This is a genomic window from Wolbachia endosymbiont (group B) of Melanargia galathea, from assembly GCF_964030625.1.
GTDB lineage: Bacteria > Pseudomonadota > Alphaproteobacteria > Rickettsiales > Anaplasmataceae > Wolbachia.
The window spans coordinates 1,212,428-1,237,488 of record NZ_OZ034910.1 but is presented as its reverse complement, the minus strand read 5'-3'; the positions used below and the strand labels follow the sequence as shown (position 1 = coordinate 1,237,488).

Annotated in this window: 24 protein-coding genes and 1 rRNA gene; 6 read left to right on the top strand and 19 right to left on the bottom strand. The window is 32.7% G+C overall.

The window, feature by feature from the left end; genetic code table 11:
* Positions 1–57 precede the first annotated feature (57 nt).
* The 10 genes from AAHF52_RS05685 to AAHF52_RS05640 form a co-directional block, all read right to left on the bottom strand.
* Positions 58–1,392, bottom strand: coding sequence for a TldD/PmbA family protein (locus AAHF52_RS05685; protein ID WP_007302455.1), 1,335 nt, complete (start codon positions 1,390–1,392; stop codon positions 58–60).
* Positions 1,393–1,410: 18 nt separating this feature from the next.
* A complete protein-coding gene (gene atpG / locus AAHF52_RS05680; protein ID WP_007302454.1) occupies positions 1,411–2,283 on the bottom strand; it encodes an ATP synthase F1 subunit gamma in 873 nt (290 codons plus the stop codon).
* 166 nt (positions 2,284–2,449) lie between these two features.
* Positions 2,450–3,670, bottom strand: coding sequence for a tetratricopeptide repeat protein (locus AAHF52_RS05675; RefSeq protein ID WP_019236883.1), 1,221 nt, complete (start codon positions 3,668–3,670; stop codon positions 2,450–2,452).
* Entirely contained in the window at positions 3,667–4,398 is a 732-nt protein-coding gene (locus AAHF52_RS05670) for a hypothetical protein (RefSeq protein WP_007302451.1), read from the bottom strand. Before AAHF52_RS05670 ends, AAHF52_RS05675 begins: the two co-directional genes overlap by 4 nt.
* Positions 4,391–5,620 carry a lipoprotein-releasing ABC transporter permease subunit gene (locus tag AAHF52_RS05665; protein ID WP_007302450.1) on the bottom strand — a complete coding sequence of 410 codons (1,230 nt, stop codon included), beginning with the start codon at positions 5,618–5,620 and terminating at the stop codon, positions 4,391–4,393. The genes AAHF52_RS05670 and AAHF52_RS05665 overlap by 8 nt, the downstream gene beginning before the upstream one ends.
* A gap of 116 nt (positions 5,621–5,736) precedes the next feature.
* On the bottom strand, positions 5,737–7,038 hold the full coding sequence (locus AAHF52_RS05660; protein ID WP_012481987.1) for a sugar phosphate nucleotidyltransferase: 1,302 nt from the start codon (positions 7,036–7,038) through the stop codon (positions 5,737–5,739).
* 118 nt (positions 7,039–7,156) lie between these two features.
* A complete protein-coding gene (locus AAHF52_RS05655; RefSeq protein WP_264376717.1) occupies positions 7,157–8,386 on the bottom strand; it encodes a hypothetical protein in 1,230 nt (409 codons plus the stop codon).
* A gap of 76 nt (positions 8,387–8,462) precedes the next feature.
* Positions 8,463–8,828, bottom strand: coding sequence for a succinate dehydrogenase, hydrophobic membrane anchor protein (sdhD, locus tag AAHF52_RS05650; RefSeq protein WP_052264670.1), 366 nt, complete (start codon positions 8,826–8,828; stop codon positions 8,463–8,465).
* Complete coding sequence (gene sdhC, locus AAHF52_RS05645) at positions 8,825–9,202, bottom strand: succinate dehydrogenase, cytochrome b556 subunit (protein WP_010407125.1); 378 nt, start codon at positions 9,200–9,202, stop codon at positions 8,825–8,827. Before sdhC ends, sdhD begins: the two co-directional genes overlap by 4 nt.
* 102 nt (positions 9,203–9,304) lie before the next feature.
* Positions 9,305–10,808, bottom strand: a 16S ribosomal RNA gene (locus tag AAHF52_RS05640).
* A 153-nt stretch (positions 10,809–10,961) separates the two neighbouring features.
* Between AAHF52_RS05640 and AAHF52_RS05635 the strand changes: the two genes are divergently transcribed.
* Positions 10,962–11,579, top strand: a complete 618-nt coding sequence (locus AAHF52_RS05635) for a hypothetical protein (protein WP_029237695.1) — start codon at positions 10,962–10,964, stop codon at positions 11,577–11,579.
* Positions 11,580–12,287: 708 nt separating this feature from the next.
* Here the strand turns inward: AAHF52_RS05635 and AAHF52_RS05630 are convergent.
* From AAHF52_RS05630 to AAHF52_RS05590, 9 genes are all read right to left on the bottom strand, one after another.
* Positions 12,288–12,431: a hypothetical protein gene (locus AAHF52_RS05630; protein ID WP_007302443.1), complete on the bottom strand. Its 144-nt coding sequence runs from the start codon at positions 12,429–12,431 to the stop codon at positions 12,288–12,290.
* Between the two features lie 777 nt (positions 12,432–13,208).
* Complete coding sequence (gene rpoD / locus AAHF52_RS05625) at positions 13,209–15,107, bottom strand: RNA polymerase sigma factor RpoD (RefSeq protein ID WP_052264669.1); 1,899 nt, start codon at positions 15,105–15,107, stop codon at positions 13,209–13,211.
* Positions 15,108–15,246: 139 nt separating this feature from the next.
* Positions 15,247–15,549 carry a cation:proton antiporter subunit C gene (locus AAHF52_RS05620; protein ID WP_052264668.1) on the bottom strand — a complete coding sequence of 101 codons (303 nt, stop codon included), beginning with the start codon at positions 15,547–15,549 and terminating at the stop codon, positions 15,247–15,249.
* A complete protein-coding gene (locus AAHF52_RS05615) occupies positions 15,546–15,965 on the bottom strand; it encodes a Na(+)/H(+) antiporter subunit B (protein WP_007302439.1) in 420 nt (139 codons plus the stop codon). The genes AAHF52_RS05620 and AAHF52_RS05615 overlap by 4 nt, the downstream gene beginning before the upstream one ends.
* Positions 15,958–16,482: a DUF4040 domain-containing protein gene (locus tag AAHF52_RS05610; RefSeq protein WP_010404272.1), complete on the bottom strand. Its 525-nt coding sequence runs from the start codon at positions 16,480–16,482 to the stop codon at positions 15,958–15,960. Before AAHF52_RS05610 ends, AAHF52_RS05615 begins: the two co-directional genes overlap by 8 nt.
* Before the next feature lie 11 nt (positions 16,483–16,493).
* Positions 16,494–16,766: a monovalent cation/H(+) antiporter subunit G gene (gene mnhG / locus AAHF52_RS05605; protein WP_012481981.1), complete on the bottom strand. Its 273-nt coding sequence runs from the start codon at positions 16,764–16,766 to the stop codon at positions 16,494–16,496.
* Between the two features lie 6 nt (positions 16,767–16,772).
* On the bottom strand, positions 16,773–17,018 hold the full coding sequence (locus AAHF52_RS05600) for a monovalent cation/H+ antiporter complex subunit F (RefSeq protein ID WP_012481980.1): 246 nt from the start codon (positions 17,016–17,018) through the stop codon (positions 16,773–16,775).
* Positions 17,019–17,047: 29 nt separating this feature from the next.
* A complete protein-coding gene (gene rpoZ, locus AAHF52_RS05595; protein WP_007302435.1) occupies positions 17,048–17,440 on the bottom strand; it encodes a DNA-directed RNA polymerase subunit omega in 393 nt (130 codons plus the stop codon).
* Between the two features lie 60 nt (positions 17,441–17,500).
* A complete protein-coding gene (locus tag AAHF52_RS05590; protein ID WP_007302434.1) occupies positions 17,501–17,797 on the bottom strand; it encodes a helix-turn-helix domain-containing protein in 297 nt (98 codons plus the stop codon).
* Between the two features lie 852 nt (positions 17,798–18,649).
* On the opposite strand from AAHF52_RS05590, the gene purE reads away from it, so the two are divergent.
* The 5 genes from purE (at position 18,650) to AAHF52_RS05565 (ending at position 24,761) form a co-directional block, all read left to right on the top strand.
* Complete coding sequence (gene purE, locus AAHF52_RS05585) at positions 18,650–19,150, top strand: 5-(carboxyamino)imidazole ribonucleotide mutase (protein ID WP_007302433.1); 501 nt, start codon at positions 18,650–18,652, stop codon at positions 19,148–19,150.
* Positions 19,150–20,979, top strand: coding sequence for a DNA mismatch repair endonuclease MutL (gene mutL / locus AAHF52_RS05580; protein ID WP_264376716.1), 1,830 nt, complete (start codon positions 19,150–19,152; stop codon positions 20,977–20,979). Before purE ends, mutL begins: the two co-directional genes overlap by 1 nt.
* A 414-nt stretch (positions 20,980–21,393) precedes the next feature.
* Positions 21,394–22,419, top strand: a complete 1,026-nt coding sequence (gene hflK / locus AAHF52_RS05575; protein ID WP_007302431.1) for an FtsH protease activity modulator HflK — start codon at positions 21,394–21,396, stop codon at positions 22,417–22,419.
* Positions 22,420–22,421: 2 nt separating this feature from the next.
* A complete protein-coding gene (hflC, locus tag AAHF52_RS05570) occupies positions 22,422–23,294 on the top strand; it encodes a protease modulator HflC (protein ID WP_007302430.1) in 873 nt (290 codons plus the stop codon).
* A 3-nt stretch (positions 23,295–23,297) separates the two neighbouring features.
* Positions 23,298–24,761 carry a DegQ family serine endoprotease gene (locus AAHF52_RS05565; RefSeq protein ID WP_007302429.1) on the top strand — a complete coding sequence of 488 codons (1,464 nt, stop codon included), beginning with the start codon at positions 23,298–23,300 and terminating at the stop codon, positions 24,759–24,761.
* Positions 24,762–25,061: the final 300 nt, after the last annotated feature.

Below are 25,061 nucleotides of genomic sequence, written 5' to 3'. Positions count from 1 at the left end.
TTCTTAACATTACATAGTAATAGTACACAATTATTGTACTTAATGCAACTAAAATTTTTAATCACTAAGTGAACCTGCTACTGTCATTTCGCTAACTTTAATCGTTGGTGAATTAAACTGCCCACAGAAAGTTAGGTCATTTGCAACAACTAAATTGCTAAACATATTTTTCAAATTGTCGGCAACAGTAATCTCGTGTATTGGATACGTTATTTTACCATTTTCTATAAAAAATCCGCATGCACCTTGACTATAATCGCCATTGATTAAATTAACACCAAAACCAAATAAATCAGTTACATATATTCCTTCTTTTACTTCCTCAATTAATTCCTTAAACGATCTATTACCATTTTTAAAATAGAAATTACTAGCTGAAGGAATAATTGCAGCATTACTTGCACGAGTTGCATTTGCGGTCGTTTCCAAGTTTAATTTCCTAGCCGAATATAGATCTAAAATCCAGTTTTGCAGTACTCCATTTTTTACAAATTCATTTCTTCTGCTCATTATTCCTTCCCCGTCAAACGGTCTTGATGTTATACCCCTTGGTAACAATGGGTCATCAATAATGCTAATCTCAGTATTAAAAATTTGATTATTTAAACTATTTCTCAAAAAAGAGCTATTATTTACAATATTGCTACCATTTATGGCAGAAGCAAAGCTCTTTACTAGCTCTTTTGCTGCTCTTTTTTCAAAAACAACCGGAAATTTGCCTGTCCTGATTGTACATGAACCCAATTGATCTATTGCTCTTTTTGCTGCTTCTTTCCCTATTGACTCCGGTGTTTTTAAATCACTGAAGTTGCATGCTACATCGTAATCGTAGCCTATTTTCATTTCATTCTTTTCTCCAGCAACAACAGAAACCTGATTAACAAAAGTTGACTTACTAAATGAACCAACAAAACCAGAAACGGTTGATAATACTGTATTTACTGAAGTATGTGAAGATGAAGCTCCTTCGGAATTAATAATATTTTTATGTGCAAGAGCTGAATTTTCTGTAGCTTCAGTAATTTCTTTTAAGTTATCAATTGTTACAACATTATTATCTGAGATATTTAAATCTGCAGAAGAGATATAATTACTGCCATCTACAGCAAAACTAATATAAGGATCTTCCTGGGCATTCTTTGCCATTTCCACCACTTGGCTCACTGCACTACTAAGATTATTCAAATCGTTTGTGGAAATATACGCAGCTTTGTTCTTACCTGCTATAGCTCTAATTCCGACAGTACAGTTTTTAGATTGTGATATTTGTTCAATTTTTGATAGACGCTGAGAAACCGAGGTCTTATTAGTTTCATATATTGTAACTTCTGCGTCTTGATTCTGCTTTTTTATTAGTTTAGTGATATCTGCTGCAATATTTAATATATTCATTTTTCATTCCTTGAGTTTCTATAAAGATTCTGCACCACCTATAACTTCAATCAAATCAGTTGTAATTGCTGCTTGACGAGAACGATTATAAAGTAATGCTAGTTTATTTAGCATTTCTTTTGTATTTCTGTTTGCTGATTCCATAGCAACCATCCTAGCACTATTTTCACTTGCTGCACTTTCAAGTAAAGCAGAATAAAGAGAAGCTGTAACATAATCTTGAGTCAAAGATTTTAAAATAAACTCAATATTTTGTGGTTCATACTCATAGCTGTAATCTGTTAGAGGACTAACTACAGAATTATCAATTAATAATGAGTCTTTACTCCATGGTTTTATTGTTTCTAATATTGGCTTTTGCATGAAGGTATTATAGAATTTACTGTAAAAAACCTTAACTTTATTGTATTTACTTAGATCTATATCACTAACCAAGGCTTCCACACGCTTTAGTGTGATTCCCTTACTATTTTCAACCTTCAAGATATTTTTAGAATTAAATCTATTTTTGCCTGTCTCAAAAGCTTTCTTACCAAAAAAAACAATGTCTACTTTCTTATCATTTGCAATTAATTTGTTTATATGCTCCTGACTAAATTTAACAACAGAGGAGTTGAAGCTGCCACATAAACCACGATCAGATGCAATAATAAATACTAGGAAAGAATCTTCATTATTGATATTTAGAATTCTTGCTAGTAACTCTTGATCCGCTGATAGCGCTAGTGAAGAAATAATGCTATGCAGCTTAGATATATGCAATTTTGAATTTGATAATTTCTTTTGGCTTTGTAATAATTTTGCTGCAGAAACCATTTGCATTATTTTCGTGATTTTCTGCACAGACTTAATATTTTTAATTCTTAAGGATAATTCCTTTAAGCTCTTCATTTTATATATAATTCTAATTTATTAAAATATATAACTGGTAATGTCTAAAAACAAGTTTTTTTGACATTGGAATCAAACCTAACTAAGAAACTCACAGATTTACTGTTTTGAGATAAAGATTATATTAAAGCAATCTCGATGTAAAAGTATCACACCTTATGGAGTCTTATAATATAAGGTAAATACAATTAAGACTATTGCAACTTGAGCACTTATAATCCCATTGCTTTAGCTCTTTATTACAATCAACACATTTCCAACCTGGATCAGGCACAGCTTCTGAGTTCATCTTATTTAGCCAGTAAATTGCTTGATCATACTCTTGTAGCATAATCTTGAGCTGTACCATAACAAGGTAGATTGATATGTAATTAGCTTTTTTCATAGCAATATCTAAATGCTGACTTGCAAGATCATATTTCCCTAAGCTAATTGAAGACAAAGCAAGCAAGCAATAACTAAAATAATAATCAGGGCGTAAGTTATATAGTCTTTCAGCGCCTTTATTATTTAACTTGATATACATTCTAGCTGATTGAGGAGTAGGATTTACTCTATACTCTTCCTCTAATACTGTGGAAGCTTTTCTGATTTTTTCAAGCTTGATATATAATTCTGCCTTTAAATAATTGATGGGCTGAAAAGTTGCATAATAACTTTGTGCTTTAGCTAAATAATCTATAGCTTTGCAAAAACTTCCTTTACTTTCGTATTGCTTTGCTAAAGCGCAATAAAAAACCGCTAACATCTTTTTACGATCAAAGGGAAGAAAAATATTGAATTTGATAGCTTCCTTTAACTTTGAAATTGCATTTATCCAATCTTCTTGCAATATACAATGCTCTATTTGAAAGGGAATAGACAAAATTTTATCATTAATTGAACTAGAGCAATATTCTATAAATTTTTGAAAGACTAACCTTTCTTGCTTTAGGTGAATAATCAGTTTATTGATCAGAAGTAGAGCTAAGTTGCGATTTTTACTTGCAATACTCGTTAAATTATGGCTGAAAAAGCTGTAATTTCCCGTTTTACCTGAATTAAAGAGCTTTACTAAAGATAATTTATCACTTTCTTCATTTAGATTTTTAATTAGCTTATTGGTGTTCTCTATATTACCTAAATCTAAGCTAAAGAAAGCTTCAAAGAGAAGCAATTCTTCCCTACTTCTTCTTCTATTTTTTATGTTAGCAAATGTTGATGAAATAGAAGAACAAAAACGTGCAACTGCAATCAATAAAAATAATAAGACTACGCAAGCAAGAATAACGAAATATAGATCAATACTTATAGTGTAATTGCCTAATTCCAATTTTATTACTTCACCACTTACCTTGATCCATATGCCAAATAAAAACGAAAAAGCAAAAATTATAAAATAAATCATGAGATGTATTGTAATAAGTGACGATATATTATTGAAGTATTCTTGAAAGCTACAATAAAATCATTCAATTTATTAAGCCATGGTTTGAATTCTGGGTATGTTAAGTCACTTATTGCGGTGGCTATGCTCTGCCAATCATTATCGCTTATTAATTCTTCAATTTCCGCAAGCTTTAACCTGAGTGGATCACTACGATCATCTATCTTGATCCAATTTGAAATGATTTTTTTAAACAAGTTACTTTTATTGTAGTTAATAACAGTCATGTTCTTCTCAAAAGACAATTTCAACCCGCATAAAGTATCTACCTCTTTCAAATTTTCCAATTCATTGACTGCATTTTCTATTTCTGGATCGTCAAGCTCTGATATCAAAGGCTTTATTGAATTTATATGATTATCAAACTTGGCTTCTTGCAATAACGAATTCTTCATCTTAATCACAAGTAGCAGCAACTTTGCGAGGTTCTTATGTCTTGAACTACCGTCACCTTGCTCACATTGAGTGTGCAGATTTCTCTTTAAATCAAATATCTTTTTCTCTACCTTAATTTGATTAACTTCAAGCAACATTTTAAGTTCATCTATCTTTTCCGTTACAATACTTATACTATTTTCACTCTCTTGCTGATTTATTTTAAAAAATATTATGTTATTTATTGTAATATAGCTAACAAACAACAATATAATTAAGAACCAACCTATGCATTTTCTCCAAGTATCATTCATAACGTAATATCTCCACAGGATCTTGAGCAGCTGCTTGTAATGCAGGAGGAATTGTCGCTAAAAATGATAAGAACAATGCAAGTGCAGAAATGTTAATCACATCTTGAGAGACTAATATCACTGGCAAACTTGAAAAAAAGTATATCATAGGATCAAACAGTTTGATGTTGGTAATGTTTTCTAAAAACACTCTAATACTTTCAATATTGAGAGAAAAAACAACCCCTATAATAGAGCCAAGACAAGTTCCTGTAAAACCAATCAGCAATCCACAAGCACAAAATATGCGCATAATGCTTCCGCTTGTTGCACCAAACGTACGCATAATTGCAATTGCAGATTTCTTTTCTTGCACTATCATCATCAAATTTGAAACAATATTAAATGCTGCTACAACTATAATTAAAGTGAGAATTAAAAACATCACATTTCTTTCAGTCTTTAAAGCATTAACATAATGGCTTTGCTGAGACTGCCAACTTTCAGCTCTCATTCCTGTTTCTTTTGCTATAGCGTTTGCTAGCTTATTAGCCATAGCAATATCATCTACAAACACTTCTATATTTCTCACATTATCTTTATAATTAAAAAAAGCTTTAGCTGACTTTATGGGCATATACATTAAGGTATTGTCGTACTCAAACATACCCATATCAAATATTGCTACAACTTTATATTCTTTCATTTTTGGTATTTCACCAGACAGTGCATCAAATCCTTCAGGTGATATAAGCATAATGTTATCACCATAATCAATATTCAAAGCTTCTGCTAATCTTGCCCCTATTATGATACCTTCATCGAATTTTTCCACGTTACCCATAATTACATTATTCTTAACGATAGTATTATTAAGTAAGTCTTTAGTTGACACACCACGGACTACGCTACCCACAATTCCACTATTTGCTGCAACGATCACTTGATCATTGGTCATAGAAGTAGCTTTTAATACACCTGGGATTTTCTCAATAGATTTTAACACTGCGTGGTAATCTGAATTTATGCTTCTATCAAAGTAAACATTAATATGACCATTAATGCCAAGTACAGAGTCGAGCAGCTTTGCTCTGAACCCATTCATTACAGACATTACTACTATTAGCGTTGCAACTCCAAGAGCAATACCAATAATAGAAAACAAGGCCATTATAGAGCAAAATCTAGAATTCTTTGCTCGCAAATAGCGAATAGCCATAGTAAATTCAAAGGCAATAGACATTATACTAAGATTTAAATATCATACTTTTTATGCTTCATATAACTGTAATTTTTCCTTTACCTCAAATGAGGTTGTCTAAATTTAGCAAGCTTATAGAATATATTCAATGTTCTATATTAAGACCTTCCATATATATCGTCCAATCTTACTATATCATTATCAGATAAAAACTTTCCTACCTGAAACTCAACTATCTCAAGAGGAAATCTTGTACTTTTATTCTCAATTTTATGAAACACCTTCCTTGGAATCTCTACTACATGATTTTTTGTTATAGCATATGTTTTGTCATCTAAACTCACGCATCCAACCCCTGATAGTATTATATGGTACTCATCTCTATAGTGGTGAAATTGCTTAGAAGTGCAGCTCAGTGGATTTATAAAAAGGTATTTTATAAGAAAATCCTTGCCCATTAAAACTACACTATAAAATCCCCATGGCTTAACCTCTTTCCTTATTGGCTTTACTTCCTTAACTTTATTAATGAACAACATTAGGCTCTTACTTGGCCGTTTATAAACTCTACCTAGTAAATTTTTTGCATCATTTTCTGTCATCAAAACTGGCTCTCTTCCTTTGATTACAGCTTGAAACGACTCAAAATTCTTATTAAATCTCTTACTTAACTCTAAAACTGAACCCCAAGTGCCAACATCCATCCAATCGAAATTGGCTTCTATCATTACAATATTTTCTGCTTTTTCTATCACTAGGTGATCAATAGATGTATCACCCATTCCTGCACAATTTTGCTGTTCTAAATACAGAAATCTCTCTCGTGATACAAAATGCTTCATACTTTCACAACATAAATTATAGAGAGTCGGAGCAATTTTTTTTATCTCATCTATATAGCGTTTTGCTCTAAACACAAATATTCCAGAGTTCCAATAATGATCGTTACTTACCTTACGCTCGGGTTTTTCTGTAAAATCTTTTACTATATGACATTTTTCTTTCTGACCATATACTGCATTTATATAGCCGTATTCAGAATTGAATTCATGAGGCTTTACCCCAAAAGTGACTATAGAGTCAGTTTCAGAGGCTAGCTTAGACGCTTTCTCAATAGAAACATAAAAACTATTCAAATCACCTATAAAATGGTCTGAAGGCAGAACTAAGATTGTCTCGTTCCTATCGCAGAGAAGCACAGCAATTAGTATTGCTGCCGCTGTCCCAATTTTAACTGGTTCAAAAACTACTTTACATTCCTGTAATGCATGTAATTCCTGCATCAATAATGACTCATATTGTATATTTGTGGTAATGATGGGTGGCATATAATCGCCTTTTAGCCTCAACAAAGTGTTGTGAAACATAGTATTCTGACTAAATATTTTCTGAAATTGCTTTGGCTTAGATAGAGGCCAAAGTCTGCTGCCACTACCACCACACAGTATTACAGGGCGCATTTAATTAAGATATTAATTATTTGATTAATATCTTATACTAACGGCAAAATGCATGCAAGTTTTTATTGTGAGATGATTAAAGTAAAAAGTAATTTAAAGTGATGGTTGACTACGAGCATTATGGAATCCCTACATTTCGTGATGAGTCTTGTCTTCTTTCTATCTCTCTATCAATATGAGGAGTGCTGCTTTTTTGATTAACGGCTGCAGCTATTTTTTTATCAGTTTTGTTTTGCGGCTTCTCCTTTAAGCTTTCTCCAACACCTGATTCTCTGGATTTATCTATACTTTCACTACTTTTATTCAGCGCCTTTTCCAATTCTCTTTCAATACCTGGACTTCTAGCGTCAAGCTCATCCCATGTGCCCACTATACTGAGTGGCTTATGATCCTTCTTCTTCGGCTTTGGCCTTTCCCCATTTGTAACAACATTAAAGTCGCTTTTTATTTCTTTCCAACATTCTTTCAATTGGTGTTTCCACATAGTAAGATAAGCATCACCATACTTTTTCTCATTTGCTACAAATAATAAAATTGGAACCTTAAGTATTGTAGCTCCCATATTTACTAAATTTCTTACTACCACTGCAGAAGTGAAAAAAAGATAACCAAAAGATTTTGCAACTCGATTTTTTCTAGCTATCAAATTCTCTCCTAATTTTATAGGAATGAAAGTCAGGAGTCTAGCACAAATCTTAGCTAAACCCGCAGCAAAAACAATAGGAACAGATATCAGACTTTTATCTAGCTCTAGACTACCATTTTGATCTCTAATTTCTGAAAAATTAGTGCTTAATTTTTTATAATTACTAGTGTATAGTAATTCTTCATTTCTTCCCTTTTCATCAACAACTCCCTGAACTTTACCCTCTCCATTTTTTACCTTTTTCATTAGCACAGAAGAGTGAGTTAATTCAAACGGATATTTAGGATCATTAGTTTTTTTAGCTTCAAAAATTGGAATATGTTTTTCAAGATCGATTTTTGAAAACTCAAATGGTTTATAGTAGCCATCATAATGCTTAACATCTTTGTTTTTTTCCCGATTAACTAAAAAGTCAATGGTAAAATAGGACCTATCATCCATTTTCTCGACAAAAGCTAATTCAAAAATTTTCTTGCCATACAAAAGTTTATATATAGTCTCATCATTACTATTCTTACTTTCTACAACTTTCCCAGATTTTACAATCTGATCGTAATTCTTTGGATATTTGCATTTTCTTCCATCTGTATATGTCATTACCTTTCTAAGATCCTTGACATAAATTTGAGATTCAGATGAAGCAAATAAACCTTTTGCTTTAAGCGTAAAGTCTGCTACTCCTTTTTTTAACACTCCAAACATGTTGTCAAACCAAAATCACTATAGCTCAATAATAAAATTAGTAAACTAATAATATACTAACACAGAACTAACAATTTTACAAGAAAATATGCCTATAAAAGAAAAAAGTCGTAAAAGCAAGGACTATATAAGTAATGCTTGATAAGTATTTTATGCATGTAATTGTAAAAATCCTTAGAGGTACGCTGTCTATATAATCTTCACACACTACCTGCATTCCAAGAACTGCATGCCAAAAAATGCAAAACACCAGTATAACAAAAAACAAAAGCTCTAGTGGATGATTAATAGCCTGAAATAATTTTTCATTAAAAGATAAAGGGCTATCAACATAAAATGTGCAAGAAAATGAGTAAATAAACCAAGGAAATAAAAATAACAAAATCACCGCAGAAACACGCTGGATCCACCAATGATGTACTGAATTTACAGATTGACTCATATAAATATAAATAAAAAAGCCATAGTAGAAAGAAATAGCATTATTGTTAGTAATATAGCACTTTTTAAAACACTAGCAATTTCTAAATTAAGCCCAGCATCCCACAATAAATGACGAATACCATTGAGAAAATGATACATAAAGCTTACAAAGCATAAGATATAAGCTAATTTAGCAACAGGAGTGAACAATAATGCATTTAAGCACCTTACTATAATTAACTTAGGGGAGTAAACATATAATATAAAATACCAAGAAAGTATGATTAATAAAAGAAACAGCAAGATACCAGTCAATCTATGCATAATAGAAAAAAAACTAGTAACTTGTACTTTATATATTTGTAAATGTGGGGAAAGAGGCCTGTTACTCATAAAATTTCGTTATCGAGAAATTAAAAAATAAAGTAGAAGTAAAGACAGCAGTATAGTACATAATGACACTATTATTTGAAATGGTGAATTACGTACAAAGCCTAAGGAGGTAATCCAGCTGCAGATTCCCCTACTGCTACCTTGTTACGACTTCACCCCAGTCACTGATCCCACTTTAAATAACTCCTTCCTTGCGGTTAGGCCATTAGCTTCGAGTGAAACCAATTCCCATGGCGTGACGGGCAGTGTGTACAAGACCCGAGAACGTATTCACCGTGGCATGCTGATCCACGATTACTAGCGATTCCAACTTCATGTACTCGAGTTGCAGAGTACAATCCGAACTGAGATGTCTTTTAGGGATTAGCTTAGGCTTGCGCACCTTGCAGCCCATTGTAGACACCATTGTAGCACGTGTGTAGCCCACTCCATAAAGGCCATGATGACTTGACATCATCCCCACCTTCCTCCAGCTTATCACTGGCAGTTTCCTTAAAGTACTCAGCATTACCTGATAGCAACTAAGGATGAGGGTTGCGCTCGTTGCGGGACTTAACCCAACATCTCACGACACGAGCTGACGACAGCCATGCAACACTTGTGTAAAATCCGGCCGAACCGACCCTATCCCTTCGAATAGGTATGATTTCCATGTCAAGAAGTGGTAAGGTTTTTCGCGTTGCATCGAATTAAACCACATGCTCCACCGCTTGTGCGGGTCCCCGTCAATTCCTTTGAGTTTTAATCTTGCGACCGTAGTCCCCAGGCGGAATGTTTAACGCGTTAGCTGTAATACAGAAAGTAAACTTCCCATATTTAACATTCATCGTTTACAGCGTGGACTACCAGGGTATCTAATCCTGTTTGCTCCCCACGCCTTCGCGCTTCAGCGTCAGATTTGAACCAGATAGACGCCTTCGCCACTGGTGTTCCTCCTAATATTTACGAATTTTACCTCTACATCAGGAATTCCTCTATCCTCTTTCAATCTCTAGATTAATAGTTTTAAAAGCAATTCCAAGGTTAAGCCTCGGGATTTCACTTTTAACTTATTAACCAGCCTACGCGCCCTTTACGCCCAATAATTCCGAATAACGCTAGCCCTCTCCGTATTACCGCGGCTGCTGGCACGGAGTTAGCCAGGACTTCTTCTGTGAGTACCGTCATTATCTTCCTCACTAAAAGAGCTTTACAACCCAAAGGCCTTCTTCACTCATGCGGCATGGCTGGATCAGGCTTTCGCCCATTGTCCAATATTCCCCACTGCTGCCTCCCGTAGGAGTCTGGACCGTATCTCAGTTCCAGTGTGGCTGATCATCCTCTCAGATCAGCTATAGATCATTGCCTTGGTAGGCTATTACTCCACCAACTAGCTAATCTAATATAGGCTCATCCAATAGCAATAAATTTTTCCCCCGTAGGGCGTATACGGTATTAGTTGCCGTTTCCAACAATTATTCCATACTACTAGGTAGATTCCTATACATTACTCACCCGTCTGCCACTAAGTTATACCATAGCAAGCTACAATATAACTCCGTTCGACTTGCATGTGTTAGGCCTGCCGCCAGCGTTCATTCTGAGCCAGGATCAAACTCTCAAATTTAGACTTCAACCTATAAAAGGTTGAGGGTACATCGGATAAATCCGACAAAAAATAATTTAGCTTAATACTGCTGTCTTTATTTCTACTTTAGAAATATTTTAATCTCCAACTATTCAAACAACTCTAAGAATATTATTATGTGATATAATCACTATGTCAATATGTTTTTGCAAATCAAAAGCATTAATGTATAAATATATAACTATTTGGAATATTACCATGAAAAAATACATCTTTCTGCTTGCACTCGCGCCAATGTTAGTTGGCATCACATTATACTTATTGCGCAACATTGATAACACAAAACAATCTATAACTGCAGGTGACAAGTTTTACGAAGTATTATTCTTAAAAAAAGATAATAAGTCACTGCTAGAAGAAATAGATTCAAATTGGGAGTATTTAGCAAATTTTGAACGCGCATTCAATCATATCTCAGATTCAATGCCAACAGACACAGCATCTATTATTTATAATGATTTGGCAGACGATAAAGATGCTCCTGATGTTTTGCGTGAGTTAGCACAATACTTAGAAGTAATGAGCTTACTTCACTCCAGCGGTGAAAAAACAAATAGAGATAAAATTAGTAATTTAGAATCAAATGCAGTGTACCCTTATTCAAGCCAAGAAGCTATCGCTATAGTAAAGATACACAGTAACGACATTAAAGGTGCAATTGAAATATTGCATTCATTATTAAATGATAGAGAATGTCCGACTCTAATCAAGGCCAATGCACAAGAATTACTTCGGATATACGAAAACTAAAAAACTTGCTTGCATAACAATTTGGCAGCGCATCTAATGAAATAAAGAACTTTACTTGACAAACCTCCCTATTTTATTATGACACTAAAAGTATTTATGACTCAAAATTTGTTTTTGACTGTAGGATCAATCACAAAATCCAGTAAAAACTTAGGTGTTTATTGGTAGATTACATAAAATTATAGCGGTTTTTTAAATTTTTTCTATATTCAGCCAAGTCGCGCTTGTTAGAACATTATTACAGCACCACTTACAGCAATATAGAGTCAAAATTTCACTACTCAGAGGTTCCTTTTACCTTTTTATTTAGTAAGACTTCTCTATATTTATAGTTAATATATCAAAGAATAAACTTCACTAGCAGAATGTCATTCTAGCACTAAAATGACAAAAAGAGGATAAAATCGCAATAGTATGTATCAAGCACCGTTGTATTTTCTCTATATTTTAGATTATTTTGTTTACCCCCCTCCCTTTACCATTCAGCTACGCAGATAGTTACTACAAACCGTAAAGATGTTTAAAAGAAATCTAATTTTTTATCAACTCATACATTTCATTACCAACTTCACAACAAGGTTCTGCAGTTGGATAAAAATAATCAAAAAAGAAATAATCCTTTAGTATTTCTGTGCTGCATCCAGAATTATAGTAAGTATCAAGCCTTCCTTTAAATATCAACAAGAGTATCTTTATACTTTTTCCAAATCACCCTACCCTAAACTGGTCTACGATGTTTGATAGGTATGCATCTCGATCATTTAACCCTTTGCTCTTATATTTACCAAGCATACTTTTCATTTTAGAGTTAAGATCGAATGCTTTTATTTCAAGATCTGCACCTTTCTTCATATAATCTAAATTATTAGCTAATTTTGTATTAAAACTCTGTGTAAGCTGTTGCAGCCAGCTCTCTTGCTTTTCGTCTTTATTAAAGCTAGTATCAAACCAACCTCAGTCACATTTGCAACAATCACATGCTTTACACCATATTCATTTAGAACCAAATGCATTACATATTTCACTAACCGCTTTATTTCAATACTTTTTCTGCTTTAACATTGTTATAAGCAGTGGCACCCATAATATTATTTCCTCGATTATAATGAAAAATAAAATCTCCTTTACCTACGTCTGGATGATGTTTAATTACTGCGTTTAGTTAATCAGCTAAACGAAATTTATTGAGGAAATAAGAAAAAATAGGGTTAAGAATTTCAGATGCTGTTGCATATAAAATCGCATAGTTATGACCTTGCTGTTCATAGTATCGATCAAAAAATGAGCATCTCCATGATGACTTAAATTCTTCTAAACCTAAATACTTTGATACATATTCAACAACAGTAAGGCCATTGCTAAAAATCCTCCTTAATAAAAAGGGGCATTAAGTTTCACGTTTCTTACAAAGGATAAGTTATTAAAATTTCAATAATTACACCATTATCAGATAAACTATCACCCAGAACACAAAAATTTTTACACTTTGAATTAGAGTTATTATTTTTATTTGCCATAACATTCAATATCTAATCATACTGCTCTATAAAGCCTATAAAAAAAGAAAAATAGGGTGAAATTATAGAACTTTGGCTGAATTTTACCTATTTTTTGAGCAGCCCTTCTGCCTTAAAAGAAACCTCTAAGTTTTTTAGCACGGCTTGGATGTTTCAACTTACGTAGTGCTTTTGCCTCTATTTGCCTAATTCTTTCACGTGTAACATTAAAAATTTTTCCTACTTCTTCTAAGGTATGCTCCTTTCCATCTTTACCAAGGCCAAAGCGCATCCTTAGAATTCTTTCTTCTTTTGGTGTTAAAGTTGCAAGAACATTGGTCGTAATACCACGCAAGTCGGCAAGTATTGCAGCATCCTCTGGTTTAGAAACTCGCTTATCTTCTATACAATCACCGAAGGTACTACTATCATCCTTTCCTGTTGGAGCTTCAAGACTTACCGGATCTCTTGCTATCTTCATAACTTTGCGTATTCTTTCTAGCGGCATCGCCAATTCTATACTCAATTCCTCTAATGTAGGCTCTCTACCCATTTCATGAGTCATCTTTCTTAATGCTTTGTTGATTTTACTGATAATTTCCACCATATGTACTGGTATTCTAACTACTTTAGACTGTTCAGGTATTGCCCTAGTGATTGATTGTTTTACCCACCAAGTACCATAAGTCGAAAATTTATACCCACGTTTGTAATCAAACTTATCCACAGCCTTCATAAGACCAATATTACCTTCTTGTATCAAATCAAGCAGATCAAGGCCTCTTTTTGAATACTTTTTAGCAATCGAAACCACCAGCCTTAAATTAGCCTTAATCATTTCTTGCTTTGCTTGAGAGACTTCTTGTTCATGTTTCTGTATTCTCTTGATTACCTTCTTAAACTCCTGAACTCTATCTCCTTGTACATAACTCTTAATATTGCTTAAGGCACTAGCTATATACTCACAGCTATCGTTTATAAACCTTAAGAATTTATTTTTTAATTCACCTGTAAAAAGAGATTGATTTTCATTAATCTTGAGAAAACTTATTTCACTAAACTCGTGCTCTAAAAGCACATCATCATAAACATTATAAAAACTTTCTCTATCAATATCGTACTTTCTAGCTTCAGTAATAAGATTAGCTTCTTCAAACGTGATTAGTCTATTTATTTCGTAAAGTTTTTGTGTAATTCTGGTAATAGCAGCATCACTAAACTGAATTTGTAATGCTACAGACCATATTTGATTATATAAATTTTCTAGCTCATTAGAGAAATCTTTAGAATTTTTTTTCAATACCAATGCTTCATTTGTTAAAGCAATGATCTCATCCAATGCCGTGATAACCTTTGGCAATAAATCACTTTCCATTTCAAGAACAGAAATATTTAAGTTAGCTGAACTTATGTCTTCACTCTCATTTCCCTTTTCATCATTACCTTTTTCCTCATCATTAACACAATCTCTAACATCTTCAGCTTCACTTTCTTCTTTGTCTACCATATTGAAATCAGAGTTATAAATTGCATCCAGATTTATAATTTCTCTCAGTAAAAAAGTTCCACCACTTAAATCATCACGCCATGTTTTGATTATTTTGAATGCCACTGATGTTTCAATTATTGCACGTAACATGTTATGCTTTTCAGATTCAATTTTTTTTGCTATCTTAATTTCATCTGCTCGTGACAAAAGCTTTACAGAGCTCATATCCTGTAAATAAATCCTTACTGGATCATCGTTTTGCACTAAAGTTGTAGTAGTATTCAACGATGTCTCATCATCATCAAGCTTATTACCATCATTATTAGAAGGAGCTTCTTCCTCATCTTCACTACTTTCGAGTATGTTAATTCCAGAGTCTTGCAATAAAGCTATAGTGTCATCTATAAAATCAGTTGAAAAATTTTCATCTGACAACTTATCATTTATATCATCAAAAGTGATAAAACCGCCCTTTCTTATACTTTTGGTTACAAGATCTTTGATGATCTTTTTCCTATCTTCCGTACCATTAATAGTTGACATCATTACCTTTACAGTTTATAATTTTATTTCTTATTTATCAAATAAACTTACAATTAGCAAGCTTATAGTTTTATTCTTAATTTATAGTTACTTGCTACTTCATATAGTTTAAGATACTATCAATTTATTCACATTCTTCTTAATCAACTAATCTCTCTATTCTTACTAATATGGACAATCCAACTGAAAATGTTGCAATTCCAACCACTATAGCAGTAAGCATTAAGACGTGAGGTATAGGATTGGTATATAAGTGAAAATTTGAAGTCAATATAGGAGGTAAAGAATTTTTTACATACCCTAAAGATATGTAAAACAACAAAACAGATGATTGTAAGACACTTAATCCCATCATTTTTTTGATTAAGTTTTTATCATTTACAATGATATAGAAAGCTAGCACCATTAATATAGTAATGCCTACATAATTATATAGAGTCATTGTTTTTTCTTGCGAGCAAAATTTATATATATGATTAACATGGAAGAAGAGACGGTAAGCAATACACCCAGCTCCACTAAGAAAATACCCAATTTTTGACCTGTTCTACTATCAGCTGACAATATACTATAGGATAAAAAATTTTGGCCAAATAAAACTGTTATAATACCAGCTCCTCCATAGGTTAAAATACCTAGTACGTTAGTAAATTTGATAATAGAGTAAGGTATTGCTTTTAAAGTTGTAGGTATATCAAATAACATAGAATATAATATTATCCCAGAAGCAATAATTATTCCCGCCTGAAAACCTCCACCTGGAGTATAGTCACCATGAAACTGTATGTATAAACCAAAAAAAATGATAAAAGGTATCATCAAAAATGTTACTGCACTTAATACCGGATCTTTAATCACTTTCTTTCTCTTCTAATATTAACATTATACAAAGTGCAGCAGTAAAAACTACTATAGTTTCTCCAAATGTGTCATAGCCACGAAAGCTTGCTAAAACAGCTGTCACTATATTAGGAATACCAATAGCTTTTTCAGTATTTTCTACATAATAAGGAGCAACGTGCAAGTGAACTGGAGCATTATGACTGCCAAAATCTGGTAATTGAATCATAAAGTATGATAAACATGCAGTCAAAAATAACATAAAAAAAAGTGTTGTGGGGCTATGAGATAAATTTGCTTTGTAATTCTTTACCAAAGAGAGTGCTGCAAACGTAAAGACTGTGCTCAATCCTGCACCAACAGAAGCTTCAGTAATTGCAACATCTGGCGCATTCATAATCAAGTACATAAGTGCAATAAGTGAACTAAATACACACATTAGAACAGCACTTACAACCAAATGTTTCGAAAGAACTATAAAAACTGTAACCGTGAGTAACAGCAAAAGTAATATTAGATTCAGTATTTCTAGCATCTTAACCTTCTTTAATAGTCTTTACTTTTATAATAAGTACGCGCTAAAATATAACTGTTAGTTGAATTGGCTATCCATATTATAAAAATCAATAATATAACTTTAATAGTATTGATTGAAAATTCATTTTGCCAAGCAAAACCAATCAACAACAACATTGCGCCACTAGAATCTGCAATACCTGCAGCATGTAGTCTAGTATAGAAATCAGGAAATACTACTACTCCTACGCTTGAAATGACTATTAAACAAACACCTAAAAATATGAGAATGGATGCTACCATAAATTATCAAAACAACATTAATCTCATTAGCGCTATAGTTGATATAAAGCTGATGCTAGCATATAGTAATGCTATATCAATTAAAAAAAAATCATTAAGAACAATCGATATTGCTGTTATGAGTAAAACTAATTGTGTTGATAAATTATTGAATGCTAAAATCTTATTGTAAACGTCACTTGACCTAAATACTATACAACATAACATTACACTCATACAGAACAAAAGCACATAGATAGCAATACTAATCATTTATAAACTATTATAACCTCTGTAGATTTCTAAATCGGTACTTCTTCACCACTATCTTGATCATCTATTTCATCATCGTGGCTTTCTTGACTTACATCCAGACTTGTGTTAAGTTGATGATCAGAAAAATTTAACAAATTTGCTAGCTTACTTGGACTATTAATATAAGTATTATCTGTGTTTCCTTTCATGTGCTCCTTGCACCTTTTCACCAAAAGGTTAAACAACTCATGAGTATTCACCTTCTTTTCTGCTATTTCATATAAAGAAACTATCGTATCCTTATGATCTTTAAACTTAACCATTTCAACGGGATCGCTTGCCCCTGTACTCAAATCATGCGTTCTTTGACTTGCTAGCAGAACCAATTTAAAACGGTTGTGTACCTGTTCTACACACTTTTCTACAATAGACTCAACCATAAAATACCACCTTGATAAGCTTTATACTATATCACAAAAAATAAGATGTCAACTTCAGATCTATTGAGATCCAATTCTACATTCTACTTTTTCTTCTTTAGCTTTTACTGATTGATTTTCTGTTATTGTAATTGTTATCTCATGATCAAGCTTTTTCAAAAAACCTAACAGTCTCTCTAAAGAAAAACCACTTATCTTACCACTTTTAATTTGTGACACCTTTGGTTGATCAATACCAAGTTTCTCAGCCGCACAAGCTTGAGTCCAAGTATTTTTTCCTATAATTTTACTTATTATGCTCAGCAATTTTTTTTTTATTGCTTCACTATCCAGATTGTTTAATGATATTGTTTCCATAATTTTTACTCTCACATACCAACTAGCTTTATTAAATATTATATCATAATATTTAATATACCAATATATTAATAGTATATAACTTGTCAATAACTATCTGATACTCAAAATTTTAAATTGACTATAATTTTTATCAAAATACTAGTAATTTCAAACTATTATTTTGTAAAAAACTTACTATTAAAGAGAATAAGTTGAAATTGCAAAGTTTAAAATACAGAAATAATCATTTTACAAACTCGTTTTAGAGACTGTACATGATCTCAAGAAAGGAATAAACCGGAGATAGAGTATGTAAATTATGAAAACAGAGCAAGATGAGTAGGAGAAAAACTGAGTAGAGTTCTGTAGAAAGAAACAAAATCAAGAAGATTTAGGATATATTTTACATAGTGTTACAGGTCCTAAAAAGTGGCTTCAGTGAATCAACAATGTTTTCAAAATGGCAAGATTATTTTAATAAATGAAGTAAAAAACATAGCGGAAGTAAAGAAAGTGTTTTGAAATATATATAAAAAAGTAATTGCAAAGAAACAAATAAAAGGATGTAACTGTAGAAATCTTTGCCGTATTGTCAAAAGGTAAGTCTCTAATACTCTTATAGAAAAGTGTAGACAATTGTGATAAGCAAAATTCAATACTAGCTTACAAATCGTCTTCTTGCTTCCACCGCTTTGCTTCTAAAAAGATTATGAATAGACCCTTATATCCGAAATTTATACCTCTATATTTTAATATAGGGATTCATTTCAATTTTTAAAGTTTCTATTTAATAAGAATGCTATATCATATTCGTAATTTAATTTAAATATCTGTTGCTTCTGAAATACTATTTGGTTAGTAAATAAAATCATGTCTAATACAGAAAAAATGAAAAAGGATGTTGCTGTAATTATGGGAAGCGAGTCGGATTATGGCACTATGGTGCATGCTATTAACCTATTAAAAGAATTGGAAATTTCACATGATGTATTTATAATATCCGCACACAGAACACCAGAGAGACTCTTTAATTTTACTAAGTCTGCTCAAGAAAAAGGCTTTAAGGTTATTATAGCTGGTGCAGGAGGAGCGGCTCATTTACCTGGTATGACTGCATCGCTTACTTATTTACCTGTTATCGGTATTCCTGTGCATAGCAAGCAATTAAATGGGCTAGATAGTCTATTATCTATAGTGCAGATGCCAAAAGGTGTTCCAGTTGCAACAATGTCTATAGGAGAGAGTGGAGCATGCAATGCCGCTATTACTGCTGCATCTATATTGTCGATTTCTAATAGTGAAATTGCAGATAGATTAAAAAAATGGAGAGAGGGGCAAACTAAAGCAGTAAAAGAAAAACCAACATTATAATGGCAATAGTTCTTTTAGATACAAAAACCATAAATCGTATAGCAGCAGGAGAGGTAATAGAAAGGCCTGCAAGTGTGGTAAAGGAATTAGTGGAAAATGCAATAGATGCCAGAAGCTCAGAGATAGAAATTAAGATAGAAAGTGGTGGGCGTAACCTCATTACTGTAATCGATGATGGTAGCGGAGTAAAAAAGGATGATTTAGAACTTGCGTTTATGCGCCATGCTACTTCAAAATTGAGTGACAGTGAATTGATAGAGATCAAGCATCTTGGCTTTAGAGGAGAAGCTTTGCCTTCAATTGCAGCAGTAAGCAGAATAAAATTATCATCTAAGGCAAGCAAAGCAGATCAAGCATGGTCTATAAGGTATGAGGGGGGAGAAAAAATAGGAGAGCTTGTTCCTTATCCTTTATCGATAGGAACATATATTGAAGTACGAGATTTATTTTTTGCCACACCAAATAGACTAAAATTTCTCAAAACCGAAAGGGCAGAAACACAAAGCATTGTTGATATTGTAAACAACTTAGCAATGATCAATTATGGAATTGAGTTTACTCTTATCTCCGATAATAAGAAGCTTCTTAAGTATGCTAAGCAGAACTCATTATTTAGCAGGCTATGCGAAGTAGAAGAAGAATTTCATGAAAACTCTTTGCAAATTAGTGAAGAAGAAGATGGCATTAGACTTACAGGATACATCTGTAAACCTACTGTCAATCGTAGCAATTCAACTCAGATCTATACATTTGTTAATGGTAGACCAATTAAAGATAATCTACTTATTGGTGCAATTCGTTATGCGTATCACGACCTTATTCCAAGCAATAGATATCCTTTTGCAGCGCTGCACTTAGAGATACCGTATGATCAAGTTGATGTAAATGTGCATCCAAATAAATCAGAGGTAAGGTTTCAGAACAAGAGGCTAATATATGAAATAGTGAGAAGAGGGCTAATAAAAGTGCTATCAAAGAGAATAGATCTTGCAGAAACTGTATTGGCTCAGAATGGAACAAAAACGAATCATCTATCATCAGATCCTTTTAGTAGGTCTAGTCTTAAAAATGAATTTTATGGAAGAAGGTCGGATCCTTTTGAAAACCAGTTAATGAGAAAATTTACTTCTCCAAATATAGAGACAAAAAGCTTATCAGAACATTCAAAATCGTTTGATTATACTGGTATGCAAAAATCTCCTCCACGAGCAGAAACTACAATTTTGGAAAGGAAACAAACCGATCTAATAAGGGACTATCCACTTGGGTTTGCACACTGTCAAATCTACAATACTTATATTATTGCCGAGGTAAGAGACAAACTAATTATAGTAGATCAGCATGCAGCCCATGAAAGACTAGTATACGAGTGCTTAAAGGAGAAATCAAGTATAAAAAGACAAAAACTTCTTTTGCCTGAAATGGTTGAAATCAAAAGTCAAGCCGGTATGGAAATGATAGAAGTTTATAAGGATAAGCTTTTCGAAATGGGCTTTGATATCGAAATTAAATCAGAAAATGCGATCATAGTAAAAGAAATACCTGCAATCTTAGGGTCAATAGATGTGAAGAAAATGCTAATTGATATAGTGGATAGATTAATAGAAATAGAAGATACTCTACCTATAGAGGATAAAATAAATAAAATACTAGCTACAATTGCTTGTCATGGATCAATTAGAGCAGGTAGAAAGATGAAATTAGAGGAGATGAATGAGTTGTTGAGGCAAATAGAAAAAACACCATATTCTGGACAATGCAATCACGGAAGACCAACCTATATAGAAATGAAATTAAGCGATATTGAAAAGTTATTTGAGCGAAGGTAAGAAATTGTCACAAATGTGTATAGATTATACAACCCTAGTTTCGTCATCTCAAAACTCAGATACACAATTGTTCGAACATTGCAATTTGCAGGTAATTTGTATAGTAGATAATGTCATTCTATTACTTGACGATGATTTATTATGCAGCTACTTGATTAAAATTAAGTTTCCTAAATCCCAGGCATTGTCTTTTATGTTAATAATTAATATACAACTAAAGATACTTATCAAAAACGACAATAAAGAATTCAAAAAAAGCCAGAAATTCTGTAGAATTGACCATATCATATAGAGAAAAAGGAAGTGTATGATCACATCCTTCACTCCGATCATTAATCTGCAAACAAAATAGTTTTGCATTTTTTGATAAGATTAAGTAATATCAGCGTATTAGTTATACAATTAATAATTTTTATGGATGAGCGTAATCCTTGGAATCTTGGAAAGAAACCGTCAGGTTCAAGTAATGAAGATATTTTAAGTAAAGCTGTGTCTGATATAAGATGCTTTTTTAATGGCTTAACCAGAAATAGAGGGAAAAAACCTTATTTCATCATTTTTATTGTTTTGTTGTTTTATCTTTGTACTGGTTTCTATATTGTCCATCCGAGTGAGGAAGGTATAGAACTTACTTTTGGCAAATATTCCAATACAGAAACATCTGGTTTGCGTTATCACTTTCCCTACCCTATTGGTAAGGTTTTTAAAGTGAATGTTAAAGAAGTAAATCGTGAAGAAATTGGGATAAGCAGCTCTTATGGGCGAGATACAGATCGTGGTGAAGGAGTGATGCTTACCGGAGATGAGAATATAGTCAACGTTAACTTTGAGGTCCAGTGGCGAGTTAGAGATGCCAAAGATTATTTATTCAAAGTGCGGGATTATAAACCTGGTTTCAGCGTTAAAAATGCTGCTGAAAGTGCTATGAGAGAAATAATAGGTAAAAATACGATCTCTTTTGCACTCGAAGGTCAAGGTAGGGCTGAAATCTCCAGAGATACTAGAATTTTATTGCAACAGATTCTTGATGGATATCAAATGGGTATAGAAATTTTATCTGTTCAAATGAAAAAAATTGACCCACCAGAAAAAGTGATTAGCTCATTTAGGGATGTACAAAGTGCTCGTGCAGATAAGGAGCGTACTATAAACGAAGCATATGCTTACAGTAATGATATTATACCTCGTGCAAAAGGTGAAGCAATAAAGATAAAATTAGATGCAGAAGCATATGAGAACGAAATAATAAATGAAGCGAAAGGTAATGCAAATCGCTTTTTATCTCTTTATGAAGAATATAGACAAAATCCTTCTCTTGTTAAGAATCGTATTTATCTTGAAACTATGGAAAATATTTTTAGCAAGGTAGATAAATTTGTTATAACAGACGATCTGAAAGGTATGTTCTCTTATTTACCTCTTACAAATCTAGGAAAATAGTCATGAGTAGTAATATTAAAATTGTTTTTGCTTTTGTATTTGTTGCATTATTGATTGCATTATCTAATTCAATCTTTGTTGTTCAAGAAACAAAACAAGCAATAGTTATACAACTCGGTAAAGTCGTAAAAGATGTTAGGGACAGTGGTTTATATTTTAAATTGCCATTTATAAATAACGTAGAATTTCTTGATAAGAGAATTTTAGATCTAAGTCCTGATAAAACTCCAAGGGAAGTGATAACTGCAGATCAAAAGCGTATTATAGTAGATGCTTATGCAAAATATAAAATAATAGATCCTATCACTTTTTATCAGACTGTGAAAAATGAATCAGGGCTAGTTAGAAGATTATATCCTGTCATAGAAGCTCACATAAGGGAGAATATAGGAAGATTTTCATTAATTAGTTTATTGAATGAAAAGAGATCAGAAGTTATGCAATTAATTCAACGTGGAGTTTATTCTGAAGCTGGAAAATTTGGCATAGAGATAATAGATGTAAGAATTAAGAGAGCAGATCTACCAGAAGAAAATAGTTCTGCAATATTCCGCCGCATGCAAACTGAAAGAGAAAAGGAAGCAAAAGAAATTAGAGCAGAAGGAGAACAAGCTGGACAAGAAATTAGATCAAAAGCTGATAAATTAAAAAGGGGAATTGTCTCTAGTGCAGTAAAAGAATCACATGAAATAAGAGGCCGTGGTTATGCTGAAGCAACTAGAATCTATAATGAGGCATTCAAGGTTGATGAAGAGTTTTTTAACTTTTATCGCTCTATGAAAGCTTACAGTAAATCATTTGCTGAGGGTAATACTAAATTTGTGCTTTCACCAAATAATAATTTCTTAGATATTTTGAACAAGGGATGGAAATAGTTTATGAAAAGTAAAGCATTTATTTTATCTATATTTGCATATTTTTTAATTTCATTTGCTTCATATGCTAATCTGTTTGCAAAAACAGTTGCAGATCCTGTATGTAGTTGTAATAAAGGGCTTGCTGATATAGTGGAAGAACTTATTCCCGCAGTTGTAAATATTTCAAGTGAGCAAATAGTTAAGCAAGAAAATAACAGTAGAACTAAAATTCCCTTTACGCCAAGAAATAATTTCTTTGATGACTTTAGAGAATTTTTCGAGCATTTTGATCAATTTTTCGATAGAGCTCCTAGCATTAATAGAGAAGTGACGTTACTTGGGTCTGGATTTATTATAGATAAAAGTGGAACCATAGTAACCAACTATCACGTTATTAAAAATGCCCAAGATATTACAGTTACTATGAACGATAATACTTATTTCAAAGCAGAAGTTTTAGGCTATGATGCAAAAACTGATCTTGCTGTGCTTAAGATTAATTCTGATAAAGATCTTCCTTTTGTTGAATTTGGTAATTCTGATAAAGCAAGAGTTGGTGATACAGTTATTGCAATAGGCAACCCTTTTGGTTTAGGTGGCTCTGTAAGTACAGGAATTGTGTCTGCAAGATCTAGAGACATTAGTATTGGTACTATGAATGAATTTATTCAAACTGATGCTGCAATTAATAGAGGTAACTCAGGGGGACCACTATTTCATCTAAATGGAAAAGTTATAGGCATTAATACTGCTATTTATTCCCCATCTGAATCTGGCGGTAACGTGGGTATAGGCTTTGCTATACCATCTAATCTAGCTATTTCAATTATTGACACATTAAAAAGTGGTAAAAAAATAAAACATGGTTGGCTTGGCGTGCAAGTTCAGCCTATAACAAAAGAATTTGCTGAATCCTTGGGTTTAAAAGATATCAAAGGTGCATTAGTTGCAAGCGTAGTAAAGGGCAGTCCTGCAGAGAAAGGAGGAATCAAAGTAGGTGATATACTATTAGAGTTTGACGGCAAAAAAATTGATAGAATGACGCAATTACCTCATATGGTTTCACGAACTGAGCCCGGAAAGAAAGTACAGGTTAAGTTACTTAGAAAAGGTAAAGAAGTCAATATCAAGGTTGCAATCGAGGAATCTACAAATGATGATTCAGGTAATAATCAAGAAGAAAATAAATCAACATCTAGTTATATAAGTGGTTTAACCGTTTCAAATTTGCCAAAAGAACTAAAAAACAATGCACCCACAAAGGGTGTAGTAGTTACTAGTGTAGATAGTAGTAGTAATTCTACACTACGTGTTATTAAGAAAGGTGATATAATTATTCAACTAGATGGAATCGATATTGAAAATACTAATGATTTTCAAAAACAAATTGATTCAGCAGTAAAAAAAGACGGCAAAGATTCAGTAATGCTGCTTATTTACCGCAACGGCAATCAATTTTTCACCTCAATCAAATTGAAGAAGTAGCTATTTATCTAGCTGGTCATGAAAAATTGCTTGACAAATTTAACTAGCTTCTTTACCCTGAGGGTAAGGGTGTTTCTGTAGATTAATAAAATTTGTCCCTATACTGAAAACCTTTCCAACGAGGTTATGGAAGAACTAGATTTCAGTATCAAGCACTGGAACGATATCATCCATAAGATGAAAGAGCTGGAGTGGTAAGAAGTTCGATAATACAAAGCATTTTTATGCTCAGTTGTAAAAAAACAACTTTCTTTCACAAGTTAATTTATAACTAAATTAGTGTAAAATATAATTATATTT